The 19,271-nt window shown below is 70.6% G+C and carries 14 protein-coding genes; 11 read left to right on the forward strand and 3 right to left on the reverse strand.

The genetic code is table 11. The features are described 5' to 3' along the window. Positions 1-117 precede the first annotated feature (117 nt). Positions 118-309 (forward strand): hypothetical protein, encoded by a 192-nt coding sequence (locus tag CFP66_RS07250; protein WP_094921254.1) that lies wholly within the window; start codon positions 118-120, stop codon positions 307-309. A 51-nt stretch (positions 310-360) separates the two neighbouring features. Here CFP66_RS07250 and CFP66_RS07255 read toward each other — a convergent pair whose 3' ends face one another. Continuing rightward, complete coding sequence (locus tag CFP66_RS07255) at positions 361-1,737, reverse strand: OFA family MFS transporter (RefSeq protein ID WP_158228042.1); 1,377 nt, start codon at positions 1,735-1,737, stop codon at positions 361-363. A gap of 128 nt (positions 1,738-1,865) precedes the next feature. Between CFP66_RS07255 and sucC the strand changes: the two genes are divergently transcribed. Genes sucC through gcl form a run of 5 tightly spaced genes read left to right on the forward strand, consistent with a single transcriptional unit; the run spans position 1,866 to position 7,399 of the window. After that, a complete protein-coding gene (gene sucC, locus CFP66_RS07260; RefSeq protein ID WP_094921257.1) occupies positions 1,866-3,056 on the forward strand; it encodes an ADP-forming succinate--CoA ligase subunit beta in 1,191 nt (396 codons plus the stop codon). 2 nt (positions 3,057-3,058) lie between these two features. Next, positions 3,059-3,967 (forward strand): succinate--CoA ligase subunit alpha, encoded by a 909-nt coding sequence (gene sucD, locus CFP66_RS07265; RefSeq protein WP_094921259.1) that lies wholly within the window; start codon positions 3,059-3,061, stop codon positions 3,965-3,967. Then, positions 3,964-4,809 carry a hydroxypyruvate isomerase family protein gene (locus tag CFP66_RS07270; protein ID WP_094921260.1) on the forward strand — a complete coding sequence of 282 codons (846 nt, stop codon included), beginning with the start codon at positions 3,964-3,966 and terminating at the stop codon, positions 4,807-4,809. Before sucD ends, CFP66_RS07270 begins: the two co-directional genes overlap by 4 nt. Beyond that, positions 4,806-5,687: a 2-hydroxy-3-oxopropionate reductase gene (locus CFP66_RS07275; RefSeq protein WP_094921262.1), complete on the forward strand. Its 882-nt coding sequence runs from the start codon at positions 4,806-4,808 to the stop codon at positions 5,685-5,687. Before CFP66_RS07270 ends, CFP66_RS07275 begins: the two co-directional genes overlap by 4 nt. Beyond that, positions 5,684-7,399, forward strand: coding sequence for a glyoxylate carboligase (gcl, locus tag CFP66_RS07280; protein ID WP_094921263.1), 1,716 nt, complete (start codon positions 5,684-5,686; stop codon positions 7,397-7,399). The genes CFP66_RS07275 and gcl overlap by 4 nt, the downstream gene beginning before the upstream one ends. Before the next feature lie 1,477 nt (positions 7,400-8,876). Here the strand turns inward: gcl and CFP66_RS07285 are convergent. Further along, positions 8,877-9,854, reverse strand: a complete 978-nt coding sequence (locus CFP66_RS07285) for a 2-dehydropantoate 2-reductase (RefSeq protein ID WP_094921265.1) — start codon at positions 9,852-9,854, stop codon at positions 8,877-8,879. Between the two features lie 300 nt (positions 9,855-10,154). Between CFP66_RS07285 and frc the strand changes: the two genes are divergently transcribed. The 5 genes from frc to CFP66_RS07310 all read left to right on the forward strand — a co-directional run bounded on the left by frc (position 10,155) and on the right by CFP66_RS07310 (position 16,935). Then, complete coding sequence (gene frc / locus CFP66_RS07290; RefSeq protein ID WP_094921267.1) at positions 10,155-11,381, forward strand: formyl-CoA transferase; 1,227 nt, start codon at positions 10,155-10,157, stop codon at positions 11,379-11,381. Positions 11,382-11,383: 2 nt separating this feature from the next. After that, the gene (locus CFP66_RS07295; RefSeq protein ID WP_094921268.1) at positions 11,384-13,513 is read left to right on the forward strand and encodes an acetate--CoA ligase family protein; all 2,130 of its coding nucleotides are present in this window, start codon (positions 11,384-11,386) and stop codon (positions 13,511-13,513) included. A gap of 326 nt (positions 13,514-13,839) precedes the next feature. Then, positions 13,840-15,246: an Nramp family divalent metal transporter gene (locus CFP66_RS07300; RefSeq protein WP_094921270.1), complete on the forward strand. Its 1,407-nt coding sequence runs from the start codon at positions 13,840-13,842 to the stop codon at positions 15,244-15,246. A 1-nt stretch (position 15,247) separates the two neighbouring features. Beyond that, the gene (locus CFP66_RS07305; protein ID WP_198961264.1) at positions 15,248-15,844 is read left to right on the forward strand and encodes a hypothetical protein; all 597 of its coding nucleotides are present in this window, start codon (positions 15,248-15,250) and stop codon (positions 15,842-15,844) included. An 89-nt stretch (positions 15,845-15,933) separates the two neighbouring features. Beyond that, positions 15,934-16,935 (forward strand): TerC family protein, encoded by a 1,002-nt coding sequence (locus CFP66_RS07310; protein WP_094921271.1) that lies wholly within the window; start codon positions 15,934-15,936, stop codon positions 16,933-16,935. A 447-nt stretch (positions 16,936-17,382) separates the two neighbouring features. On the opposite strand, the gene CFP66_RS07315 is transcribed toward CFP66_RS07310, so the two are convergent. Further along, the gene (locus CFP66_RS07315; protein ID WP_094921273.1) at positions 17,383-19,116 is read right to left on the reverse strand and encodes an NAD(P)H-dependent oxidoreductase subunit E; all 1,734 of its coding nucleotides are present in this window, start codon (positions 19,114-19,116) and stop codon (positions 17,383-17,385) included. Positions 19,117-19,271 lie beyond the last annotated feature (155 nt).

The raw sequence follows: 19,271 nt of genomic DNA on the forward strand, positions 1-19,271 counted from the left end.
CCCCGCACCGCTGCGGGACTCGCACGTCCACCCGGCGCCCGTTGCTGCGCGCCGCCCCGTGTCCGATCCGCATGCCGGAGCCCGGAGCGGGAACCCATCATCACGGAGGTGACAAGAATGCGTACGCTGCGCAACTTCATCCGGTCCCTCGCGGACCTCCCGCGCGGCTCCTCGGCCGACGGTCGCTCGATCGGCCTCGGCCTGGACGCCGCCATGCGGGCCCAGCGGGCCCGCGGTGCCGAGGCCATGCGCCCCGCTGCGCCGGCGCGTCCGGCGAGCACCGAGGACCGTCCCTACTCGACGGCCTGACGCCCCGCGCAACAGCCCCCGGGTTCGGTGAACCCGGGGGCTGTTGCATGTTCAGACCGCGTAGCCCGACGACTGCTCCGGGATCCGGGGCAGCGGCAGCGTGCTCGGGAGGCCGGGCCTGCGCAGCGCGCCCGTCGCCCACGCCGAGGCCAGCGACACGACGGCCGCACCCGCGAACGTCGCGCCCCAGCCCCAGGTCGTCACCGCCAGGGCCGCGAGCCCGATGCCGAGCACGCCGCCCACGGCCTTGGCGCTGTAGACCAGGCCGTGCACCTCGAGCGCGCTCTGCTCCCCGAAGTACTCGCGGGCCAAGCTGGCGAACAGCGGGTAGAAGCCGCCCCCGCCGATGCCGGCCAGCACCGCGCCGACGACCAGCGCGCCCGTCGAGCCGGTGGTCGCGGAGAGCGCGAAGAGCAGCTGCCCCACGCCCTGCACGACGAGCACCGCGTTCAGCGTGCGGCAGCGGCCGAGCCGGTCGGACAGGCCCACCGAGGCCGCCCTGCCGGCGCCGTTGATGCCGGCGAACAGGCCGGCCGCGAGGGCCACCGCGCCGACGCTCGTCGCGACGCCGCCGGCGAAGACCACCACGAACGCGGCGTTGAACAGCGAGACGGCACCCGCCCCGAGCAGGATCAGGTACATCACCGGCAGCACCCGCGTGCGCAGCGCCTGCACGGGTGAGAAGTCACGGATGGCGGGCGGGTTCTGCCGCCGCCCGGGGTTGGTGGCGCTGCCCAGCGCCCAGGCACGCGGGTCGACCTCGGCCGGCCACCACCGCGCGGGCGGGTCGCGGAACAGGAGGCCGGGCCCGGCCACCAGCACGAGCAGCACGACCGCGGCGACGTCGAGCACAGGCGTCAGGTTGGCGGCTCCCAGCCCGACCACCGCGGCGAGGATGAACGGCACGGAGCCGTAGGCGAAGGCTCCGGTGAGCGTGCTGACGCGGCGCCCCATCCGCTCCGGGTACCACTTCGCCACCGTCGAGGTGCACGCCGCGTAGACCAGGCCGGCGCCCGTACCGCCGAGCACCGCGTATCCCAGCAGGGCGCCGAGCAGATCGGTGCTGTGCGCGAGCGCGACCAGCCCGAGCGCGCTGAGCACGGCACCGGTGAGGATGACCGGGCGCGGCCCGATCCGGTGCCGCTCCCGCAGGTAGGCCGCAGGGAGCCCGACCCCCGCCTGGAACACCGTCCACGCGGCCAGCAACCAGATCGCCCCGACGAGGCTCCAGCCGTTGCGCTCCATCAGCGCCGGCACCGCGGCCCCGTACCCGTACTGCAGCACGCCGACCGCCGCCATGGGCGTCCACGCCTGCCACAGGACGCTCGACCGGGGACGCCCGATGAGCTCTTCCGGGGACTCCCCCACGCGGTAGCTGCGGCCGTGGTTGTCGCGGATCTCCCGAACCACCGACTCCGGCTTCGCCATGACCACTCCCTCCATACTGTATGCCGATAGTGCGCCGACGTGACCACGGACACAAGGGACCTGGACAACTTTCTCCATACTGCATACAGTCGACCATCCTCGGAGCCAGCCGGACGGGAGACCGCAGAGTGGACCTCTACGAGCACCAGGCGAGAGACGTGTTCGACGCCCACGGCGTCCCGGTCCCCCGCGGCGCGGTGGCCGACACGGCCGCCGACGCCGCAGACCGCGCACGCGAGCTCGGCACCGCCGTCGTCATCAAGGCGCAGGTGAAGACCGGCGGACGGGGGAAGGCGGGCGGGGTCAAGCTCGCGCGCTCCCCCGAGGAGGCGCAGGCCACGGCGGACGCGATCCTCGGGATGGACATCAAGGGACACACCGTGCACCGCGTGCTGGTGACCGAGGCCAGCGACATCGCAGAGGAGTACTACCTCTCGTTCCTGCTGGACCGGTCGAACCGCACGTTCCTGGCGATGTGCTCGGCCGAGGGCGGCGTCGAGATCGAGCAGCTGGCCGTCGAGCGCCCCGACGCGCTCGTGAAGGTGCCGATCGACCCGCTCACGGGCGTCGACGCCGCCACGGCCGCACGGATCGCCGCCACACTGCCCACGGAGGTCGGCGAGCGGGCCGCCAAGGTGATCACGAAGCTGTGGGACGCGTTCGTGGCCGAGGACGCCACCCTCGTCGAGGTCAACCCGCTGGTCCGCACCGGGAATGGCGAGATCGTCGCACTGGACGGCAAGGTCACCCTCGACGAGAACGCCGCCTTCCGCCACCCCGGCCACGCCGACCTGGTGGACGAGCGCACCGAGGACCCCCTCGAGGCCAAGGCCAAGGCCAAGGACCTCAACTACGTCAAGCTCGACGGCGAGGTCGGCATCATCGGCAACGGTGCCGGTCTGGTCATGAGCACCCTGGACGTCGTCGCCTACGCCGGCGAGAAGCACGGCGGCGTGAAGCCCGCCAACTTCCTCGACATCGGCGGCGGCGCCTCCGCCGAGGTCATGGCCGCCGGGCTGGACGTCATCCTCGGCGACCCGGCCGTGAAGAGCGTGTTCGTCAACGTCTTCGGCGGCATCACCTCCTGCGACGCGGTGGCCAACGGCATCGTCGAGGCCTTGAAGATCCTCGGTGACGCGGCCACCAAGCCGCTCGTGGTGCGCCTGGACGGCAACAACGTCGTGGAGGGCCGCCGGATCCTCGACGAGGCGAACCACCCCCTGGTCACCCAGGTGTCCACCATGGACGACGCGGCGGACCGGGCCGCGTCGCTCGCCTCGGCCGGCGCCGGGAGCCACGACGCAGCGGCGGGAGCCTGACCATGTCGATCTTCCTTCACGAGCACAGCCGCGTCCTCGTCCAGGGCATCACCGGGAGCGAGGCCACCAAGCACACCGCGAAGATGCTCGCCGCGGGCACGACCGTGGTCGGCGGCGTCAACGCCCGCAAGGCCGGCACGACCGTCGCGATCGGCGGCCGCGACCTGACGGTCTTCGGCACCGTCGCCGAGGCGATGGCCGAGACCGGCACCGACGTGAGCGTGCTGTTCGTACCGCCGCGGTTCGCCGCCGACGCCGCGGTCGAGGCGATCGACGCGGGCGTCGGTCTGGCGGTCGTGATCACCGAGGGCATCCCGGTGCACGACTCGGCCCGGGTGTGGGCGCACGCCTGCGCCACCGGGAACCGGACGCGGATCATCGGCCCGAACTGCCCCGGCATCATCTCGCCCGGGAAGTCGAACGCCGGGATCATCCCGGCCGACATCGCCGGTGCCGGCCCGATCGGGCTGGTGTCCAAGTCCGGCACGCTGACCTACCAGATGATGTACGAGCTGCGCGAGCACGGTTTCTCCTCCGCGATCGGCATCGGCGGGGACCCGGTCATCGGCACCACCCACATCGACGCCCTCGCCGCGTTCGAGGCCGACCCGGACACGAAGGCGATCGTGATGATCGGCGAGATCGGCGGCGACGCCGAGGAACGCGCCGCGGACTACATCAAGGCCAACGTGACCAAGCCCGTGGTCGGGTACGTGGCCGGGTTCACCGCCCCGGAGGGCAAGACCATGGGCCACGCCGGGGCGATCGTGTCCGGCTCCGCCGGCACGGCGCAGGCCAAGAAGGACGCCCTGGAAGCCGCGGGCGTCAAGGTCGGAAAGACCCCCAGCGAGACCGCGGCGCTGATGCGCGAGCTCCTCGCCGCACACCAGGAGATCGGAGCGCCGGCGTGACCGCGCGACCACTGCGCTTCGACGTCAACCTGTCCATCCTGTTCACCGAGCTGCCCCTGCTGCAGCGCCCGGCCGCCGCGGCCGCCGCCGGCTTCGACGCCGTCGAGCTGTGGTGGCCCTTCCCCGAGCCGGTGCCCGCCGACCGCGAGCTGGACGCGCTGCGCACCGCCCTCACCGACGCCGGCACGCGGCTGGTCGGGCTCAACTTCGACGCCGGGGACATGGCGGCGGGCGAGCGAGGGTTGCTCTCGCGCCCGTCGGGCAGCGCGCGGTTCCGCGCGAACGTCGACGTCGCCGTGGGGTTCGCCGCCTCGTTGGGCTGCACGACCCTCAACGCGCTGTACGGCAACCGCGACCCGGAGGTGAGCGTGCCCGAGCAGCGCGAGCTCGCCACCGAGAACCTCGTGTTCGCGGCGGCGGCGGCCGAGCGGGTCGGCGCGACCGTCGTCCTCGAGGCGCTCAACAGCTTCGAGAGCCCGCGCTACCCGCTCACGTCGTCGCAGAAGGTGCTGGACCTGATCGACTACCTCAAGGTCGTGCACGGCGCGCCCAACATCGCCTTCCTGGCCGACCTCTACCACCTCGCGCGGATGGGCGAGCCGGTCGAGCGGCTGGTGGAGCTGCGCTCCGACCGCTTCGGGCACGTCCAGATCGCCGACCCACCCGGGCGGGGCCAGCCGGGCACCGGCGAGCTCGACTGGGCGGGCGTGCTCGAGCGGCTCGCCGCGAGCGGCTACGACGGCCACGTCGGGCTCGAGTACAAGCCGGTCGGACCCAGCGCGGCCAGCTTCGACTGGCTCCCGCGCCATCTGCGTTCCGCGAGCGTCGAGGAGGGCGTGTGAGCACGATCGGGTTCATCGGGCTGGGGATCATGGGCGGCCCGATGGCCGCCAACCTGCTCGCGGCCGGCCACACCGTCCTCGGCCACGACATGCAGGCCGCCGCCGCGGACCGGCTCGTGGCCGCGGGCGGCAAGGCCGTCGACTCGGTGGCGGCGGCGAGCGCGGCCGACGTCGTCATCACGATGCTCCCGGACTCGCCGCACGTCGAGCAGGTCGTCCTCGGGCAGGGCGGGGTGCTGGAGCACGCGGAGCCGGGCCTGCTGCTGATCGACATGAGCACGATCCGGCCCGACACGTCCGTGACCGTGGCGGCCGCGGCCGCCGCCCGTGGCGTGCGGGCGCTCGACGCGCCGGTGAGCGGCGGGGAGAAGGGCGCGGTCGACGCCGTCCTCTCGATCATGGTGGGCGGCGAGGCCGAGGCCTTCGAGGCGGCGCGACCGCTCCTCGAGGTGCTCGGGAAGACGATCGTGCACGTCGGCCCGAGCGGGGCCGGCCAGACGGTGAAGGCCGCCAACCAGCTCGTCGTCGGCGGCATCTACGCGCTGGTGGCCGAGGCGATCGTGCTGCTGGAGGCGTCCGGCGTCGAACCGGGACCCGGCCTCGACGTGCTCGCTGGCGGGCTCGCCGGCAGCCGGATCCTCGAGCTCAAGCGGGAGTCGATGGTGGCCCGGCAGTTCGCGCCCGGCTTCCGGATCGACCTGCACCACAAGGACATGGGCATCGCGCTCGCCGCGGCCCGCGAGGCCGGCGTCGCGCTGCCGATGACCGGCCTCACCGCCCAGCTGATCGCCGCGGCCCGCGCACAGGGCCACGGCTCGCTCGACCACTCTGCGCTGCTCAAGGTGCTGGAGACCGTCTCGGGAAAGGTTGCCTCATGACCCGGATCCCCTGTATGGAAGCCGTTGCGGCGGTGCTCGAGTCGGAGGGCGTCGACACCGTCTTCGGCATCCCGGGCGCCGCGATCCTGCCGCTCTACGCCGCGCTGCAGAAGAGCGGCATCCGCCACCTCACCGTGCGCCACGAGGAGGGCGGCACGCACGCCGCCGACGGGTGGTCGCGAGCTACCGGCAAGGTCGGAGTGTCCATCGGGACCTCCGGCCCTGCCGGCACGAACATGATCACCGGGTTGTACACGGCGCTCGCCGACTCCATCCCGATGATCTGCATCACCGGGCAGGCGCCGCGGGCGAAGCTGCACCAGGAGGCCTTCCAGGCCGTCGACATCGTGGAGATCGCCAAGCCCGTCACGAAGTGGGCGGTGCAGCTCAAGGAGCCCGCGCAGGCGCCGTGGGTGTTCCGCGAGGCCTTCCGGATCGCCCGCTCGGGGCGTCCCGGCCCCGTGCTCATCGACCTCCCCGTCGACGTGCAGCGCGGCACCTGCTTCTACGACGCGGCCCTCGACGCGCCGCTGCCCGTCGACGTCCCGGCACCGCGGGCGCAGCCGGTGGCCGAGGCCGTGCGGATGCTGCTGGACGCCGAGCGGCCGATCATCCTCGCCGGTGGCGGCGTGATCGGCGCGGAGGCGTGCGACGAGCTGCGCCAGCTCGCCGAGCACCTACAGGTGCCGGTGCAGGTCACGCTGATGGGCAAGGGCGCGTTCCCCGAGGACCACCCGCTGTTCGCCGGCATGGCCGGCATCCAGACGCAGACCCGCTGGGGCAACGCGGCGTTCCTGGAGAGCGACCTCGTGCTCGCCGTCGGCGCCCGGTTCGGCGACCGGCACACCGGAGACCTGGAGACCTACCGGCAGGGCCGCAGGTTCGTGCACGTCGACATCGAGCCCACGCAGATCGGCAAGGTGTTCGAGCCGGACCTGGGCATCGTCGGGCACGCCAAGCCCACGCTCGCGGCGCTGGCCGAGCACGCCCGGCGCGCCTCGCCGCAGCACGCGCCCGGCCGCTGGGTGGAGCGCGTCGCGCAGCTGCGCGGCACCCTGCTGCGCCGCGACGATTTCGACGACGTCCCGATCAAGCCGCCGCGCGTCTACCGGGAGCTCAACCAGGCGTTCGGCCCGGACACCACGTTCGTCACGGCGATCGGGCTGTACCAGATCTGGTCCGGACAGTTCCAGCAGACGTTCCGCCCCCGCCACTACCTGGTGTGCGGGCAGGCCGGGCCGCTCGGCTGGGAGGTGCCCGCCGCCATCGGCGTCAAGTGCGCGTACCCGGACAAGCCGGTGGTGGCCGTCGTCGGGGACTACTCCTTCCAGTTCCTCATGGAGGAGATCGCCGTCGCGGCGCAGTACAAGATCCCGTTCGTCATCGTGATGGTGAACAACGAGTACCTGGGGCTGATCCGGCAGGCCGAGCTCGGCTACGACATGAACTACGCCGTCGACCTGCACTACGGCGAGGGCGGCATCGACCACGTGAAGCTCATGGAGGCCTTCGGCTGCCCGGCCCGGCGCGTGGAGCAGCCCGGCGACATCGCCGACGCCCTGTCCTGGGCCGCGCTGGAGTCCGAGGCCCAGCAGCTGCCCGTGCTCGTCGAGGTGATGGTCGAGCGCGAGGCCAACGCGGCCATGGGCCCGTCCCTCAACGCGATCACCGAGTTCGAGCCGGCCCCGGACCTGGTCCCCCTGGCCGACTGAGCCGAAACCCCCTCTGAGCCGAGGCGACCGCTTCCCGGGTTGCGCGGAAGCTGTTCCAGCTCCGGTTCTGCGGGTGAACGGAACACCAGCGCTCTTCGATCATGGCCGGAGGGCTCTGGTGTTCCGTTCACCCGGGATTCGCTCTTCGACCGCCGGGCTTGTCGTGACGGCGGGCGTCGTGCTGGTGGTGGGGAGCGTTTCCACGGTCAGGGAGACGCCTCGGTCGTCCAGGAGCCCTGGAGCAGCGGCACGGTCGACCTGATCATGGATGGCTCGCTCATGGCCGCCTTCCTCACGATCAGATAGACCTGAGAGGTATCCAGGAAAGACCCAACCCCTCTCACGTCTACATGGTCATGAAAACTCCTGTGGGCGCGCCGTCCCCGGCTCGCAGCCACTGCCCCACACCCCGCCCAGGCCCTCGGCGCAGTCGGCCGGGTTGGCACCACTACCGAATAACGGGGCTGGGTGGACGGCCGTCCCCGACGCGGGCCCAGGCCCGTCCGGGACGAGACCGCCCTGCTGCGTGCTCGCCCACCTTGCGGTGGCCCCGGTCCACCCCCTACCGGTGATCATCGGCGCGGGTCGGAGGCGTGTGCACCTCTCGTGATCGGCGGGATCGGGACAGGCGGTGCACCGGGAGTCTGTTGCCGAACCGGTCAGGCCCGCACCGCGGGCGCTACGTCGATGCCGGTCGGGCGCGGTCCGCGGTGATCGATCTGATCAGCACCTGGGCGCGGGTGCTGCGACGGTGGCGTACGTGTCGGAGCGATCAGGGCCGAGTGATCGGTGCGAGCAGTGCGTGGGTGCTGTCGCGGCGACGTCAGGTACTTCTCGCAGCGATCACCATCGCGCGGCCGCGAACCCCAAATTCGGCAACACGCTCCCGGTGCGGCTCATGTCCCTGGTTCGCTGATCAAGGCCGTTGTCGGGGTTTCCGGAACGGCACCACAGCCAGTCGCGCGGGCACCCGGCCGCGACGGGCTCCTCCGGAACAGGCCTGGGCCAGCGCCGGGAACGGCCGCCCGGACGACCACGATATTCGTGGGTCGTACCCAACCCGGCCACCCTCGGCGCGGAGGACGGGCTCGGCGCCGGACCGACTGCGCGTGAGGCCCTGGTGCGGGGTGAGGCAGGAAGTCACGAGCCGGGAACGGCGCGCCCACCGCAACCCGGCCTACGAGGCAGGGCCACGGGGAGGAGCAACGGCGGGACGCGGGGCCGAGCAGTGCTCGCAAACCGGTCGCGCCCTGATTCGCGCCGCGCACCCCCCATCGACGGGTTGCGACGGCGCCGAAGGGTTGGGCCGGCGAGAAGCAGTGCGCCGGCGGATCGCGAACCAAGCGCGGCATGTCCCGGTGAACGTTCGGGGCCGCAGAGCTGGATCTCGCACGATCGATCGTTCCGAGATCGAGCCGAGCGCCCTGCGCAGGGCGGCGAGCTGGATCCCGGAACGATCTCGCGCGGTGCGGCGGCGTCAGGACGCCGCGGTCACCTGCTGGTTGAGCAGGTCCGCCACCGCTGTGATGGCGCGGAGGGTGGGCACCTCGGCGCCGGTGAGATCGGCCAGCTCCACGACGGCGGTCAGGAGCACGTCGAGCTCCATCGGGCGGCCGCGTTCCAGGTCCTGCAGCGTGGACGTCTTGTGCTCGCCGGTGCGCTCGGCGCCGGCGAGCCGCTTCTCCACGGAGATCTCGGGGTGGCAGCCGACGCGGCGGGCCACGTCGAGGGTCTCCTCCATCATCTGCGCGACGAGCGCCCTGGTGCCGGCGTGGCGGCAGATGCCGGCCATCGTCGCCCGGGTGAGCGCGCTGAGCGGGTTGAACGCGATGTTGCCCATCAGCTTGATCCAGATGTCGGACCGGACATCGGGCTCGACCGGGCACTTGAGCCCGCCCTCCACCATCGCGTCGGCGAACTCGGTACACCGTGACGTGACGCTGCCGCCGGGCTCGCCGATGGAGAACCGGGTGCCCTCGAGGTGCCGCACGACGCCGGGTGCCTCGATCTCGGTGGCCGCGTAGACCACGCAGCCCACCGCGCGGTCCAACGGTAGTGCCGCCGTGACGGCGCCTCCGGGGTCGACGCTCTCGACGCGGTGCCCCTCGTACGGGCCGGCCAGGCGGTGGAAGTACCACCAGGGGATGCCGTTCTGGGCGGCGATGATCGTGGTGCGTTCGTGCAGGAGCGGGGCGACCATCGGGCCGGCCGCGGCGTAGGCGTTGGCCTTGAACCCCAGGAAGACGTGGTCGACCGGCCCGATCTGCGCCGGGTCGTCGGTCGCGTTCGGACGGGCCGCGAAGTCGCCTCGCGGGCTGCGCACGCGCACCCCGTGTTCGCGCAGTGCCTGCAGGTGCGGCCCACGGGCGACCAGGTGCACTTCGGCACCCGCTCGACTGAGGCTCGCCCCCACATACGCACCGATCGCTCCCGCCCCCAGCACAGCAACCTTCACGTCGGGCTCCCGTCCTCGGTTTGTGCATCCAGTATGCAGTATGGAGCGAGCCGGTCAAGCGCAAGTCGCCTCTGGACAACGAGGGAGGCGTGGAGTACCAAGACAGCCATACCGTATGCAGTATGGGCAGGCCGTCGGGTTGCGCGGACGGCGACGACGAGGAGATGCCTTCGCGATGACGCAGACGATCCCCGGATGCGCGGCACGGAACGGGGTCGGCGAGACACCGCCCGCGGCCCCCGGACGAGCGGGTCACAACGGACAAAAGAACCATTACGGACAAGTGATCGGGGCAGACAGATGAGTGCTCTGGATGGCATCCGCATCCTCGACATGACCCACGTCCAGTCGGGTCCCTCGGCCACCCAGATCCTGGCCTGGCTCGGCGCCGACGTGGTGAAGCTCGAGGCACCGACCGGCGACATCACCCGCCAGCAGCTGCGAGACGTCCCGGACGCCGACAGCCTGTACTTCACGATGCTGAACTGCAACAAACGCAGCATCACGCTGAACATGAAGAGCGAGGAAGGCAAGCAGCTCTTCATCGACATGGTCAAGAAGTCCGACGTGCTCGTGGAGAACTTCGGGCCCGGCGCCGTGGACCGCATGGGATTCACGTGGGACCGACTCCAGGAGCTCAACCCGCGGCTGGTCTACGCGTCCATCAAGGGCTTCGGTGAAGGCCCCTACACCCATTACAAGGCCTACGAGGTGGTCGCCCAGGCGATGGGCGGCTCGATGAGCACCACCGGGTTCGAGGACGGTCCGCCGGTGGCCACCGGGGCGCAGATCGGCGACTCCGGCACCGGCATGCACGTGGTCGCCGGCATCCTGGCCGCGCTCGTGCAGCGGGGCACCACCGGCCGCGGCCAGCGGGTGACTGTGGCGATGCAGCACGCCGTGCTCAACCTCTGCCGGGTCAAGCTGCGTGACCAGCAGCGCCTCACCCACGGGCCGCTCGCCGAGTACCCGAACGAGCAGTTCACCGACGAGGTGCCGCGCTCGGGCAACGCCTCGGGCGGCGGCCAGCCCGGCTGGGCCGTGAAGTGCGCACCCGGCGGCCCGAACGACTGGATCTACGTCATCGTGCAGCCGCCGGGTTGGGCACCGATCGCCAACCTGATCGGCCGGCCCGAGCTCGCCGACGACCCGGAGTGGAGCACGCCCGCCGCCCGGCTGCCCAAGCTCGACAAGATGTTCCAGCTCATCGAGGAGTGGACCTCCCGCCTCTCGAAGTGGGACGCCCTCGCCGAGCTCAACGCCCACAACGTGCCGTGCGGCCCGATCCTGTCCACCAAGGAACTCATCGAGGACGCGTCGCTCGCGGACAACAACATGGTCGTCACGGTCGACCACCCCGAGCGCGGCGCCTTCAAGACCGTCGGCTGCCCGATCAAGCTGTCGGACTCCCCGGTGAAGGTCGAGACCTCACCGCTGCTCGGCCAGCACAACGAGGACGTGTACGTGCGCGAGCTGGGCGTCGACCCGCAGCGCTTCGCCGAGCTCAAGACGAACGGAGTGATCTGAGGATGGGCTACGACAAGGACGCCGTACGCGAGGTCCTCGACAAGGCGCTGGCCGAGGGCCGGGAGTCGCTCACCGCTCCCGAGGGCCGCAGCGTCTGCCAGGCCTACGGCATCCCGACGCCGGGTGAAGGCCTCGCCAGCACCGCCGACGACGCCGTCCGGCTGGCCGCCGAGCTGGGCGGGCGGGTCGTCATGAAGATCGTGTCGCCGGACATCCTGCACAAGACGGAGGCCGGCGGCGTCAAGGTCGGGGTCTCCGGCGACGAGGCCGTGCGCGCCGCGTTCGACGAGATCGTGGCGAACGCGAAGGCCTACGACGCCGGCGCGACGATCGACGGCATCCAGGTGCAGCAGATGCTCACCGGCGGGCACGAGGTGATCATCGGGGCCACCACGGACCCGACGTTCGGCAAGGTGATCGTGTTCGGCCTCGGCGGCGTGCTGGTCGAGGTGCTGAAGGACGTCACGTTCCGCCTCGCCCCGGTGGACACGCCGACCGCGCACTCGATGCTGGACGGCATCAAGGCCGCCGAGGTCCTGAAGGGCGCCCGGGGTGCGGAGCCCGCGGACGCCGACGCGCTCGCCGACATCATCAAGCGGCTCTCGGACCTGGTGACCGACTTCCCCCGGATCAGCGAGTTCGACCTCAACCCGGTGTTCGCCACGCCCGAGGGCGCCTCGGCGGCGGACGTCCGGATCGTGCTGTCGGCCGAGGAGCCCGTCGAGCCGGTGCGCTACAGCGAGGAGGAGATCCTCGCGACGATGAACCGCATGATGCGGCCGAACGCGGTCGCCGTCATCGGTGCGTCGGACCAGGCCGGCAAGATCGGCAACTCCGTGATGAAGAACCTCATCAACGGTGGCTACGCCGGCGAGATCTACCCCATCAACCCGAAGGCCGACGAGATCCTCGGCAAGAAGGCCTACAAGAGCATCGGCGACGTGCCCGGCGACATCGACGTCGCGGTGTTCGCGGTGCCGGCCAAGTTCGTGCCGCAGGCGCTGCGCGAGGTGGGCGAGAAGAACGTGCCCGCCGCGGTGCTGATCCCGTCCGGATTCGCCGAGACGGGCAACGTCGAGCTGCAGGACGAGATCGTCGCGATCGGTCGCGAGCTCGGCGTGCGGCTGCTCGGGCCGAACATCTACGGCTACTACTACACACCGCAGAACCTGTGCGCGACGTTCTGCACGCCCTACGACGTCAAGGGCGGTGTCGCACTCACCTCGCAGAGCGGCGGCATCGGCATGGCGATCCTCGGGTTCAGCCGCAGCTCCAAGATGGGCGTCTCCGCGATCGTCGGGCTGGGCAACAAGTCCGACCTCGACGAGGACGACCTGCTCACCTACTTCGGTGAGGACCCGGACACCAACATCGTCGCGATGCACCTCGAGGACCTGAAGGACGGCCGGACGTTCGTCTCGGCAGCCCAGAAGATCACGAAGAAGAAGCCGGTAGTCGTGCTCAAGGCCGGCCGCACGGCGCTGGGCGCGAAGGCCGCCAGCTCGCACACCGGCGCGCTCGCCGGCGACGACAAGGTCTACGACGACATCCTCAAGCAGTCGGGTGTGGTCAGGGCCTACTCGCTCAACGACATGCTGGAGTTCGCCCGCGGCATCCCCGTGCTGCCCACGCCGAAGGGCGAGAACGTCGTCATCATCACCGGGGCCGGTGGCTCGGGTGTGCTGCTCTCCGACGCGGTCGTCGAGAACGGGCTCTCCCTCATGGAGATCCCGCAGGACCTCGACGAGGCCTTCAAGGCGTTCATCCCACCCTTCGGCGCCTCGGGCAACCCGATCGACATCACCGGTGGCGAGCCGCCGTCGACCTACGAGGCAACGATCCGGCTGGGTCTCGAGGACGATCGCATCCACGCCTTGATCCTCGGCTACTGGCACACCATTGTGACCCCACCGATGGTCTTCGCCGAGCTCACCGCGCGCGTGGTGGCCGAAGCACGGGAGAAGGGGATCGAGAAGCCGGTCGTGGCGTCCCTCGCGGGCGACACGGAGGTGGAGGAGGCGAGTGACTACCTCTACCAGCACGGGATCGTCGCGTACCCCTACACGACGGAGAAGCCGGTGGCCGTTCTCGGGGCGAAGTACCGCTGGGCCCGTGGTGCCGGTCTCGTCTGAGGAGATGGAGAGCTGGGGCCGGCACTGAAGCCGGCTCGGCCCGGTGCCGAACGGCGCATCGGGTATCGGAGAGGCAGGCCCGGCCGGTAATCCCTGGAGAATTCGCCCACCCGCCAGGGACCCGGCCGGGCCTGCGGGCAGCCGATTCGTCACGTGTTCCGCACGAGGAGGAAGGCGCGGAAAGGCAGGGTCGGGCGGGTAGACCCCACTCAGGAGATCCCAATGGAGAGGTCCCAGCAGTGACGACTTCAAGAGAACCCGACGCCGTATCGGGTGATCCGACTGCCACCGACACGCGCGTATGGCACGCCGGTGGCCTGGCCCCGATGCCCATCCGGAAACTTCCGGATGCACCACCCTCCATCCACCTCCTCGGGCCGACGGTATTCCTCGTCGCGCTCGGCGTGGGTATGGGCGAGTCCTACATGTGGCCACGACTCGTGCTGCTGTTCGGGCCCGAGATCCGGTGGCTGTTCCTGATCGGTGTCACGCTGCAGGCATTCGTCCTGCTGGAGATGGCGCGTTATGCCATGGCGACCGGTGAGTCCATCTTCACCGGCGCGGCGCGCGTCTTCAAACCGATCATGTGGTTCTTCTTCACGATCGCGATCCTCATCTACGTCTGGCCGGGTCACCTCTCGGCCGGCGCGAGCGCGTTCGAACAGGCCACCGGTGTGCCGTGGCAGGTGACCGCGACCATCGGCATGCTGCTGGTCGGCACGCTGTTCACGCTCGCCAAGGTGATCTACGACCTCGTGGAGAAGATCCTCGGGCTCCTGATCGGCTTCCTCGTGGTCGGGACGGCGATCATCGCCTCGCTGGTCGGCGACTGGAGCGATCTGAGCACCACGATCGCGGGAATGTTCGCGTTCGGCTTCATCCCGGCCGAGGCGCACACCGCCGAGTGGTTCCCGATCATCGTCGGTTCGATCGCGTTCGCGGGCCCTTCGGGTATGCAGCAGATGTGGTACACGCTGCACCTGCGGGAGAGCGGCGCCGGCATGGGCGCGCACGTGCCGAAGGTGCGCGGTCTCGCCCGGGCAGGGGTGGAGGAGGAGCGCTCCGCCACCGGCTTCATGTTCGACACCGACGATCCGGAAGAGATGGCGAAGTGGAAGGGCTGGCGCAGGTGGGTCACGTTCGACGCCATCCTGCTCTTCTGGGGCATCACGATGCTCGTCACGATCTCGTTCACCGTGCTCGCCCAAGCGGCAGCGCGACAGAACCCGAACGTCGTCGACGAACTGCGCAACGGCGAGCGTGAAGCTGCCCTGATGGCGATGGCGGACTCCTTCGGCTCGGTCGGCCTTCCGGTGCTCGGCACGGTGTTCCTCCTGTTCATCGCGCTGATCGGCCTGAATGCCACGCTGGGTCTGTTCGACTCGTTCGCCCGCGGGCAGTCGGACATGGCCTTCACCTTCATCCCGTCCTTGCGGAAGTTCGGCATGTCCCGCCTGTACGGGTACTTCCTGTGGTTCGTGATCGCCTTCGGGATCATCATCCTGTGGGGCGGCCCGGCCGACGGCCCCGAGGCCATCCTGGACGTCCTCGCGTTCCTGTCCGCGTTCGCCATGGGTGCGTACTGCATCGTGCTCCTGCTGGTGAACAACAGGATGTTGCCCAAGCCGATCCGTCCGAAATGGTGGACCAACGCCATCATCGGCTTCGGCGCGGTGTTCTACCTGGGCGCATTGTTCTACAGCCTGGCCGTCTTCGGCGCCCTCCCGGACTGACATGAACATCCGGATCGCACGTCAGCTCGCCGAGATCGGCGCCCCCGGCGCCGTGATCGGCGTGATCGCGGGCGCCGTGCTCGGGGTGTTGGCCGGCATCGTCGGCCAACCCCTCGGCTGGGCGCTCACCGGTGCCGTGATGCTCGCCGTACCACTCGCCATCGTCGGCGGCTGCTACGGCGTGCTCACCGGGCTCGGATATGCCAAGCCCGGCATGTTCGCGCCTGCGGCGGTGCTGTGGCTGGTGGGCTTCCCGCTCTCCCGGCTGTGGCACGAGACGATGACACCCGTCGTGCTGGGTGGTCCTGCCACCCCGCCCGATGACGTCGTCACATTTCTGCTGTACCAAGCGTTGGTCAGCATGGGCTTTGCGATCGGCTTCATCTGGCTCTACGAGCGGATCATCCCCAGCTGGCTGGCTCAGATCAAGGACCACAATCCCTACGCCGAGCGGGTGTACGCCCGCTACATCGCCTACGCCGAACAAATGTGGAACCTCAGGGAGCAGAGACGTGCCCGCCGCCAGGCGGGGCATGCCCCCGGGCGGGTGGGTCCCCCAGGTGGCACCACCAAGGTGAGGGCCAAACGGTCCTCGTGACGATCGGCGCGGCGGAGGTTCTCCGCCGCGCCGCTCGTTGAACCGGACAGACGCCGGCTGCGCCAAGGCGTCCCTTCCTCTGGAGAGAGATGAGCATTCCGATCTGGGCCTGGTTCGTGACGATCGGCGCATTCATCGCCGTTCTCGCGTTCGACTTCTATCTGGTAGCTCGAAATCCGCGCGATCCGTCCATGCGCGAGTCGACGATCTGGGTCTGCATCTACGTCGCGCTCGCCATCCTGTTCGGGCTGGGCGTGACCATGGTGACCGGGCCGCAGTACGGGGGCGAGTTCTTCGCCGGCTGGATCACCGAGTACTCGCTCTCGGTGGACAACCTGTTCATCTTCGTACTGATCATGAGCAGGTTCGCGGTTCCCCGGCAGTACCGCCAGAAGGTGCTACTGATCGGCATCGTCCTCGCGCTCGTGCTGCGCGGCATCTTCATCGCGCTCGGCGCGGAGGCGATCACCCGGTTCGACTGGATGTTCTACCTGTTCGGCGCGTTCCTCATCTACACGGCGTGGAAGCTGATCAGCCACGGTGACGAGGACGAGGACTTCCAGGAGAACCGCGCACTGCGCCTCGTCCGGCGGATGGTGCCCTCCACCGAGCAGTACGACGGCGCGCGGATGACCACGCACGTCGACGGCCGCCGGCTCGTCACGCCGATGCTCATCGTGATGGTCGCGATCGGCACCACCGACCTGCTGTTCGCGCTCGACTCGATCCCGGCCATCTTCGGCCTGACCCAGGAGCCCTACCTGGTGTTCACCGCGAACGCGTTCGCGCTGATGGGGTTGCGCCAGCTGTTCTTCCTGATCGGCGGACTGCTGGACCGGCTGGTGTACCTGAGCAAGGGCCTCGCGTTCATCCTCGCGTTCATCGGCGCGAAGCTGATCCTCGAGGCGGCCCACCACCACGGCGTCGCCTGGGCGCCGGAGGTGCCGATCCTCGTCTCGCTCGGCGTCATCGTCGGCACCCTGGCCATCACGACGGTGGCCAGCCTGGCGAAGTCCCGCCGCGACGCGGCCAACACGGTGACCGACGACGACCTGCCCGAGCCCAGCTCCCGCCCGGCGTCCAACAGCTGACAGCCGGGCCGGAGCACCACCACAGCCCGACACGTGCGCCCCCCTCCGCGACTCGCGCAGGGGGGCGCACCCCTTTCCCGCAATTCGTGATCCCGGCGCACACACGTCGCGCCCCCCTCCCCGCGAGTCGGGGCCTGACACCCGCGAGTCGGGGCTGCACCTTCTCTGCGCGGTGTCTCTGGCAGCGCACGGCCCCGCCGGCGGCACGGGCCCGGCTCTCGGCCACTCTCTCGCATGGCGCGACATGCGCGCGCCACAGCGCAACTCGCGGCCGGGGGGCGACCGCGAGATCCGGCGAGAGCGGCACGCCAGCCCGGCGCGACACCTTCACAGGTACACCGCGACTCGCGGAGGTGCATGCACGACGCAGAGCCGAACGCACCGCGACTCGCGCAGTCAGTGCACTGCGCGAGTCGCGGTGTGGGCGGGGCGGAGGGAGGCTCGGGGTCAGCTCTGCCCGTTGCGGCTGACCTTGTCGTCGACCTCCGGGTCGTCGTTCTTCGGGTGCTGCCGGACCGTCGTGGCCCCGCGCTGCATCCCCAGCACGCTGACGACCGGCCCGAGGGCCACCTGGCCCAGCCCGCAGATCGAGGTCTTGCGCATCACGAGCTCGAGCTCGAGGACGCGCTCGCGCCCCGCGTGGTCGAGGCCACCGTCGCCGATGGCGTCGGTGAGCAGGGTGTGCGCCTTCGTCGAGCCGACCCGGCAGGGCACGCACTTGCCGCAGGACTCGTTGCGGAAGAAGCGCAGCACATTGGTGGCTGCGGCGAGCAGGTCGGCGCCCTCCGCGATCGCGACCAGCGCGCCCGATCCGAGCATGGAGCCGGCGTCGGCGAGCGTGCCGAAGTCGAGCGGCACGTCGAGCTGGTCGGGGCCGAGGAAGTTCGACGACGCGCCGCCCGGCTGGATCGCCTGCAGCGCCGCGCCACCAGCCATGCCGCCCGCCTCCTCCAGGAGCGCCCGAGCCGTGGTGCCCATCGGCACGCAGTAGACGGCAGGCCGTTCGACGTGCCCGGACACCGCGAAGAACTTCCATCCCACCGATTCGCCGACGCCCTGGTCGCGCCACCACTGCGCACCGCGCTCGACGATGACGGGCACGTCGGCGAAGGTCTCGACGGAGTTCATCAGCGTGGGGCGGCCCCACAGGCCGTGGATGCCGGGGAACGGGGGCTTGTTGCGCGGCTCGCCGCGGTGGCCCTCCATCGCCTCGATCAGCGCGGACTCCTCGCCGAGGATGTAGCCGCCCGGCGAGGTGAAGATGTCCAGGTGCAGGGTGCGGCCACTGCCGAGGACGTCGGTGCCGAGCAGGCCCGCCGCGCGCAGCGCGTCGATCTCGGCCCGCAGCACGTGCTCCTCCGGCCCGTACTCGTGGCGGATGAACACGTAGCCCTGTTCCGCGCCGGTGCAGACCATGCCGAGCAGCAGGCCCTCCAGCACCAGGTGCGGCTCGTCGGCGAGGATCTGCCGGTCCTTGAACGTGCCGGGCTCGGACTCGTCGGCGTTGCAGATGGCGTACTTGAGGCCGGCCGGCTGGTCGGCGACCAGCTGCCACTTGCGGCCCGTCGGGAAGCCGGCACCACCCATGCCCCGCAGGCCGGAATCGTTCACGGCGGCGATCACATCGGCCGGGCCGCGCTCGCCCGCGAGCACCGAGCGCAGCACGCGGTAGCGCTGCTCTCCCGGCGCGTAGGGGTCGTTGGGCCACGGCTGCGTCCGCCCGGACGGGGTCGGGGCCGCGTGGCCCAGCGTGTCGGCGCGGGCCGCGGCCACCAGCGCATCGGTGTCCTCGAGCGGGGCCGGGTGCTCGTTGACGGCCACGGCAGGTGCGCTGTCGCAGCGACCCAGGCAGGAAACCTCGTGGAACTCGACGTCCGGTTCGTCCTCGAGACGCGCGCGCAGCGCGTCCAGCCGCGCATCGGCGCCGGCGAGCCAGCACGTCAGGTCGTGGCAGCCGTGCACAGCGACCTTCTGGGGCGGGTCCGTGCGGAAGTGCGGGTAGAAGGAGACGAGCCCTTCGATCTCGTAGAGCGGGCGGCGCATCTCGCGGGCGAGCGTCACCAGTTCCTCGCGGGGCAGCCAGCCCAGGCGGGCCTGGATGGCGTTCAGCTCGGGGATGAGGCTCGGCCCGGGGAACTTCCCCGCCCGGGCCTCGACGCCGGGCACCTTCGCGGCGGTCATGCCCGCACTCCGATCGGTTCGACCTGTACCGCGCAGAACTTGAACTCGGGGATCTTGCCGGTGGGGTCGATCTCGTCGATGGTCAACAGGTTCGCGGCCGCCTCCCGGAAGTGGAACGCGATGAAGCAGTTGCCCAGCGCTTCGCGGTGCGACAC

Origin of the sequence: Pseudonocardia sp. MH-G8 (assembly GCF_002262885.1) — a bacterium.
GTDB lineage: Bacteria > Actinomycetota > Actinomycetes > Mycobacteriales > Pseudonocardiaceae > Pseudonocardia.

Bases quoted from the DNA above. Each gene is read 5' to 3' on its own strand.
- CFP66_RS07295 (WP_094921268.1), top strand. From the start codon at position 11,384: ATGGGCTACGACAAGGACGCCGTACGCGAGGTCCTCGACAAGGCGCTG.
- sucD (WP_094921259.1), top strand. From the start codon at position 3,059: ATGTCGATCTTCCTTCACGAGCACAGCCGCGTCCTCGTCCAGGGCATC.
- frc (WP_094921267.1), top strand. From the start codon at position 10,155: ATGAGTGCTCTGGATGGCATCCGCATCCTCGACATGACCCACGTCCAG.
- CFP66_RS07300 (WP_094921270.1), top strand. From the start codon at position 13,840: ATGCCCATCCGGAAACTTCCGGATGCACCACCCTCCATCCACCTCCTC.
- CFP66_RS07255 (WP_158228042.1), bottom strand. From the start codon at position 1,737: ATGGCGAAGCCGGAGTCGGTGGTTCGGGAGATCCGCGACAACCACGGC.
- CFP66_RS07315 (WP_094921273.1), bottom strand. From the start codon at position 19,116: ATGACCGCCGCGAAGGTGCCCGGCGTCGAGGCCCGGGCGGGGAAGTTC.
- gcl (WP_094921263.1), top strand. From the start codon at position 5,684: ATGACCCGGATCCCCTGTATGGAAGCCGTTGCGGCGGTGCTCGAGTCG.
- CFP66_RS07305 (WP_198961264.1), top strand. From the start codon at position 15,248: ATGAACATCCGGATCGCACGTCAGCTCGCCGAGATCGGCGCCCCCGGC.
- CFP66_RS07310 (WP_094921271.1), top strand. From the start codon at position 15,934: ATGAGCATTCCGATCTGGGCCTGGTTCGTGACGATCGGCGCATTCATC.
- CFP66_RS07250 (WP_094921254.1), top strand. From the start codon at position 118: ATGCGTACGCTGCGCAACTTCATCCGGTCCCTCGCGGACCTCCCGCGC.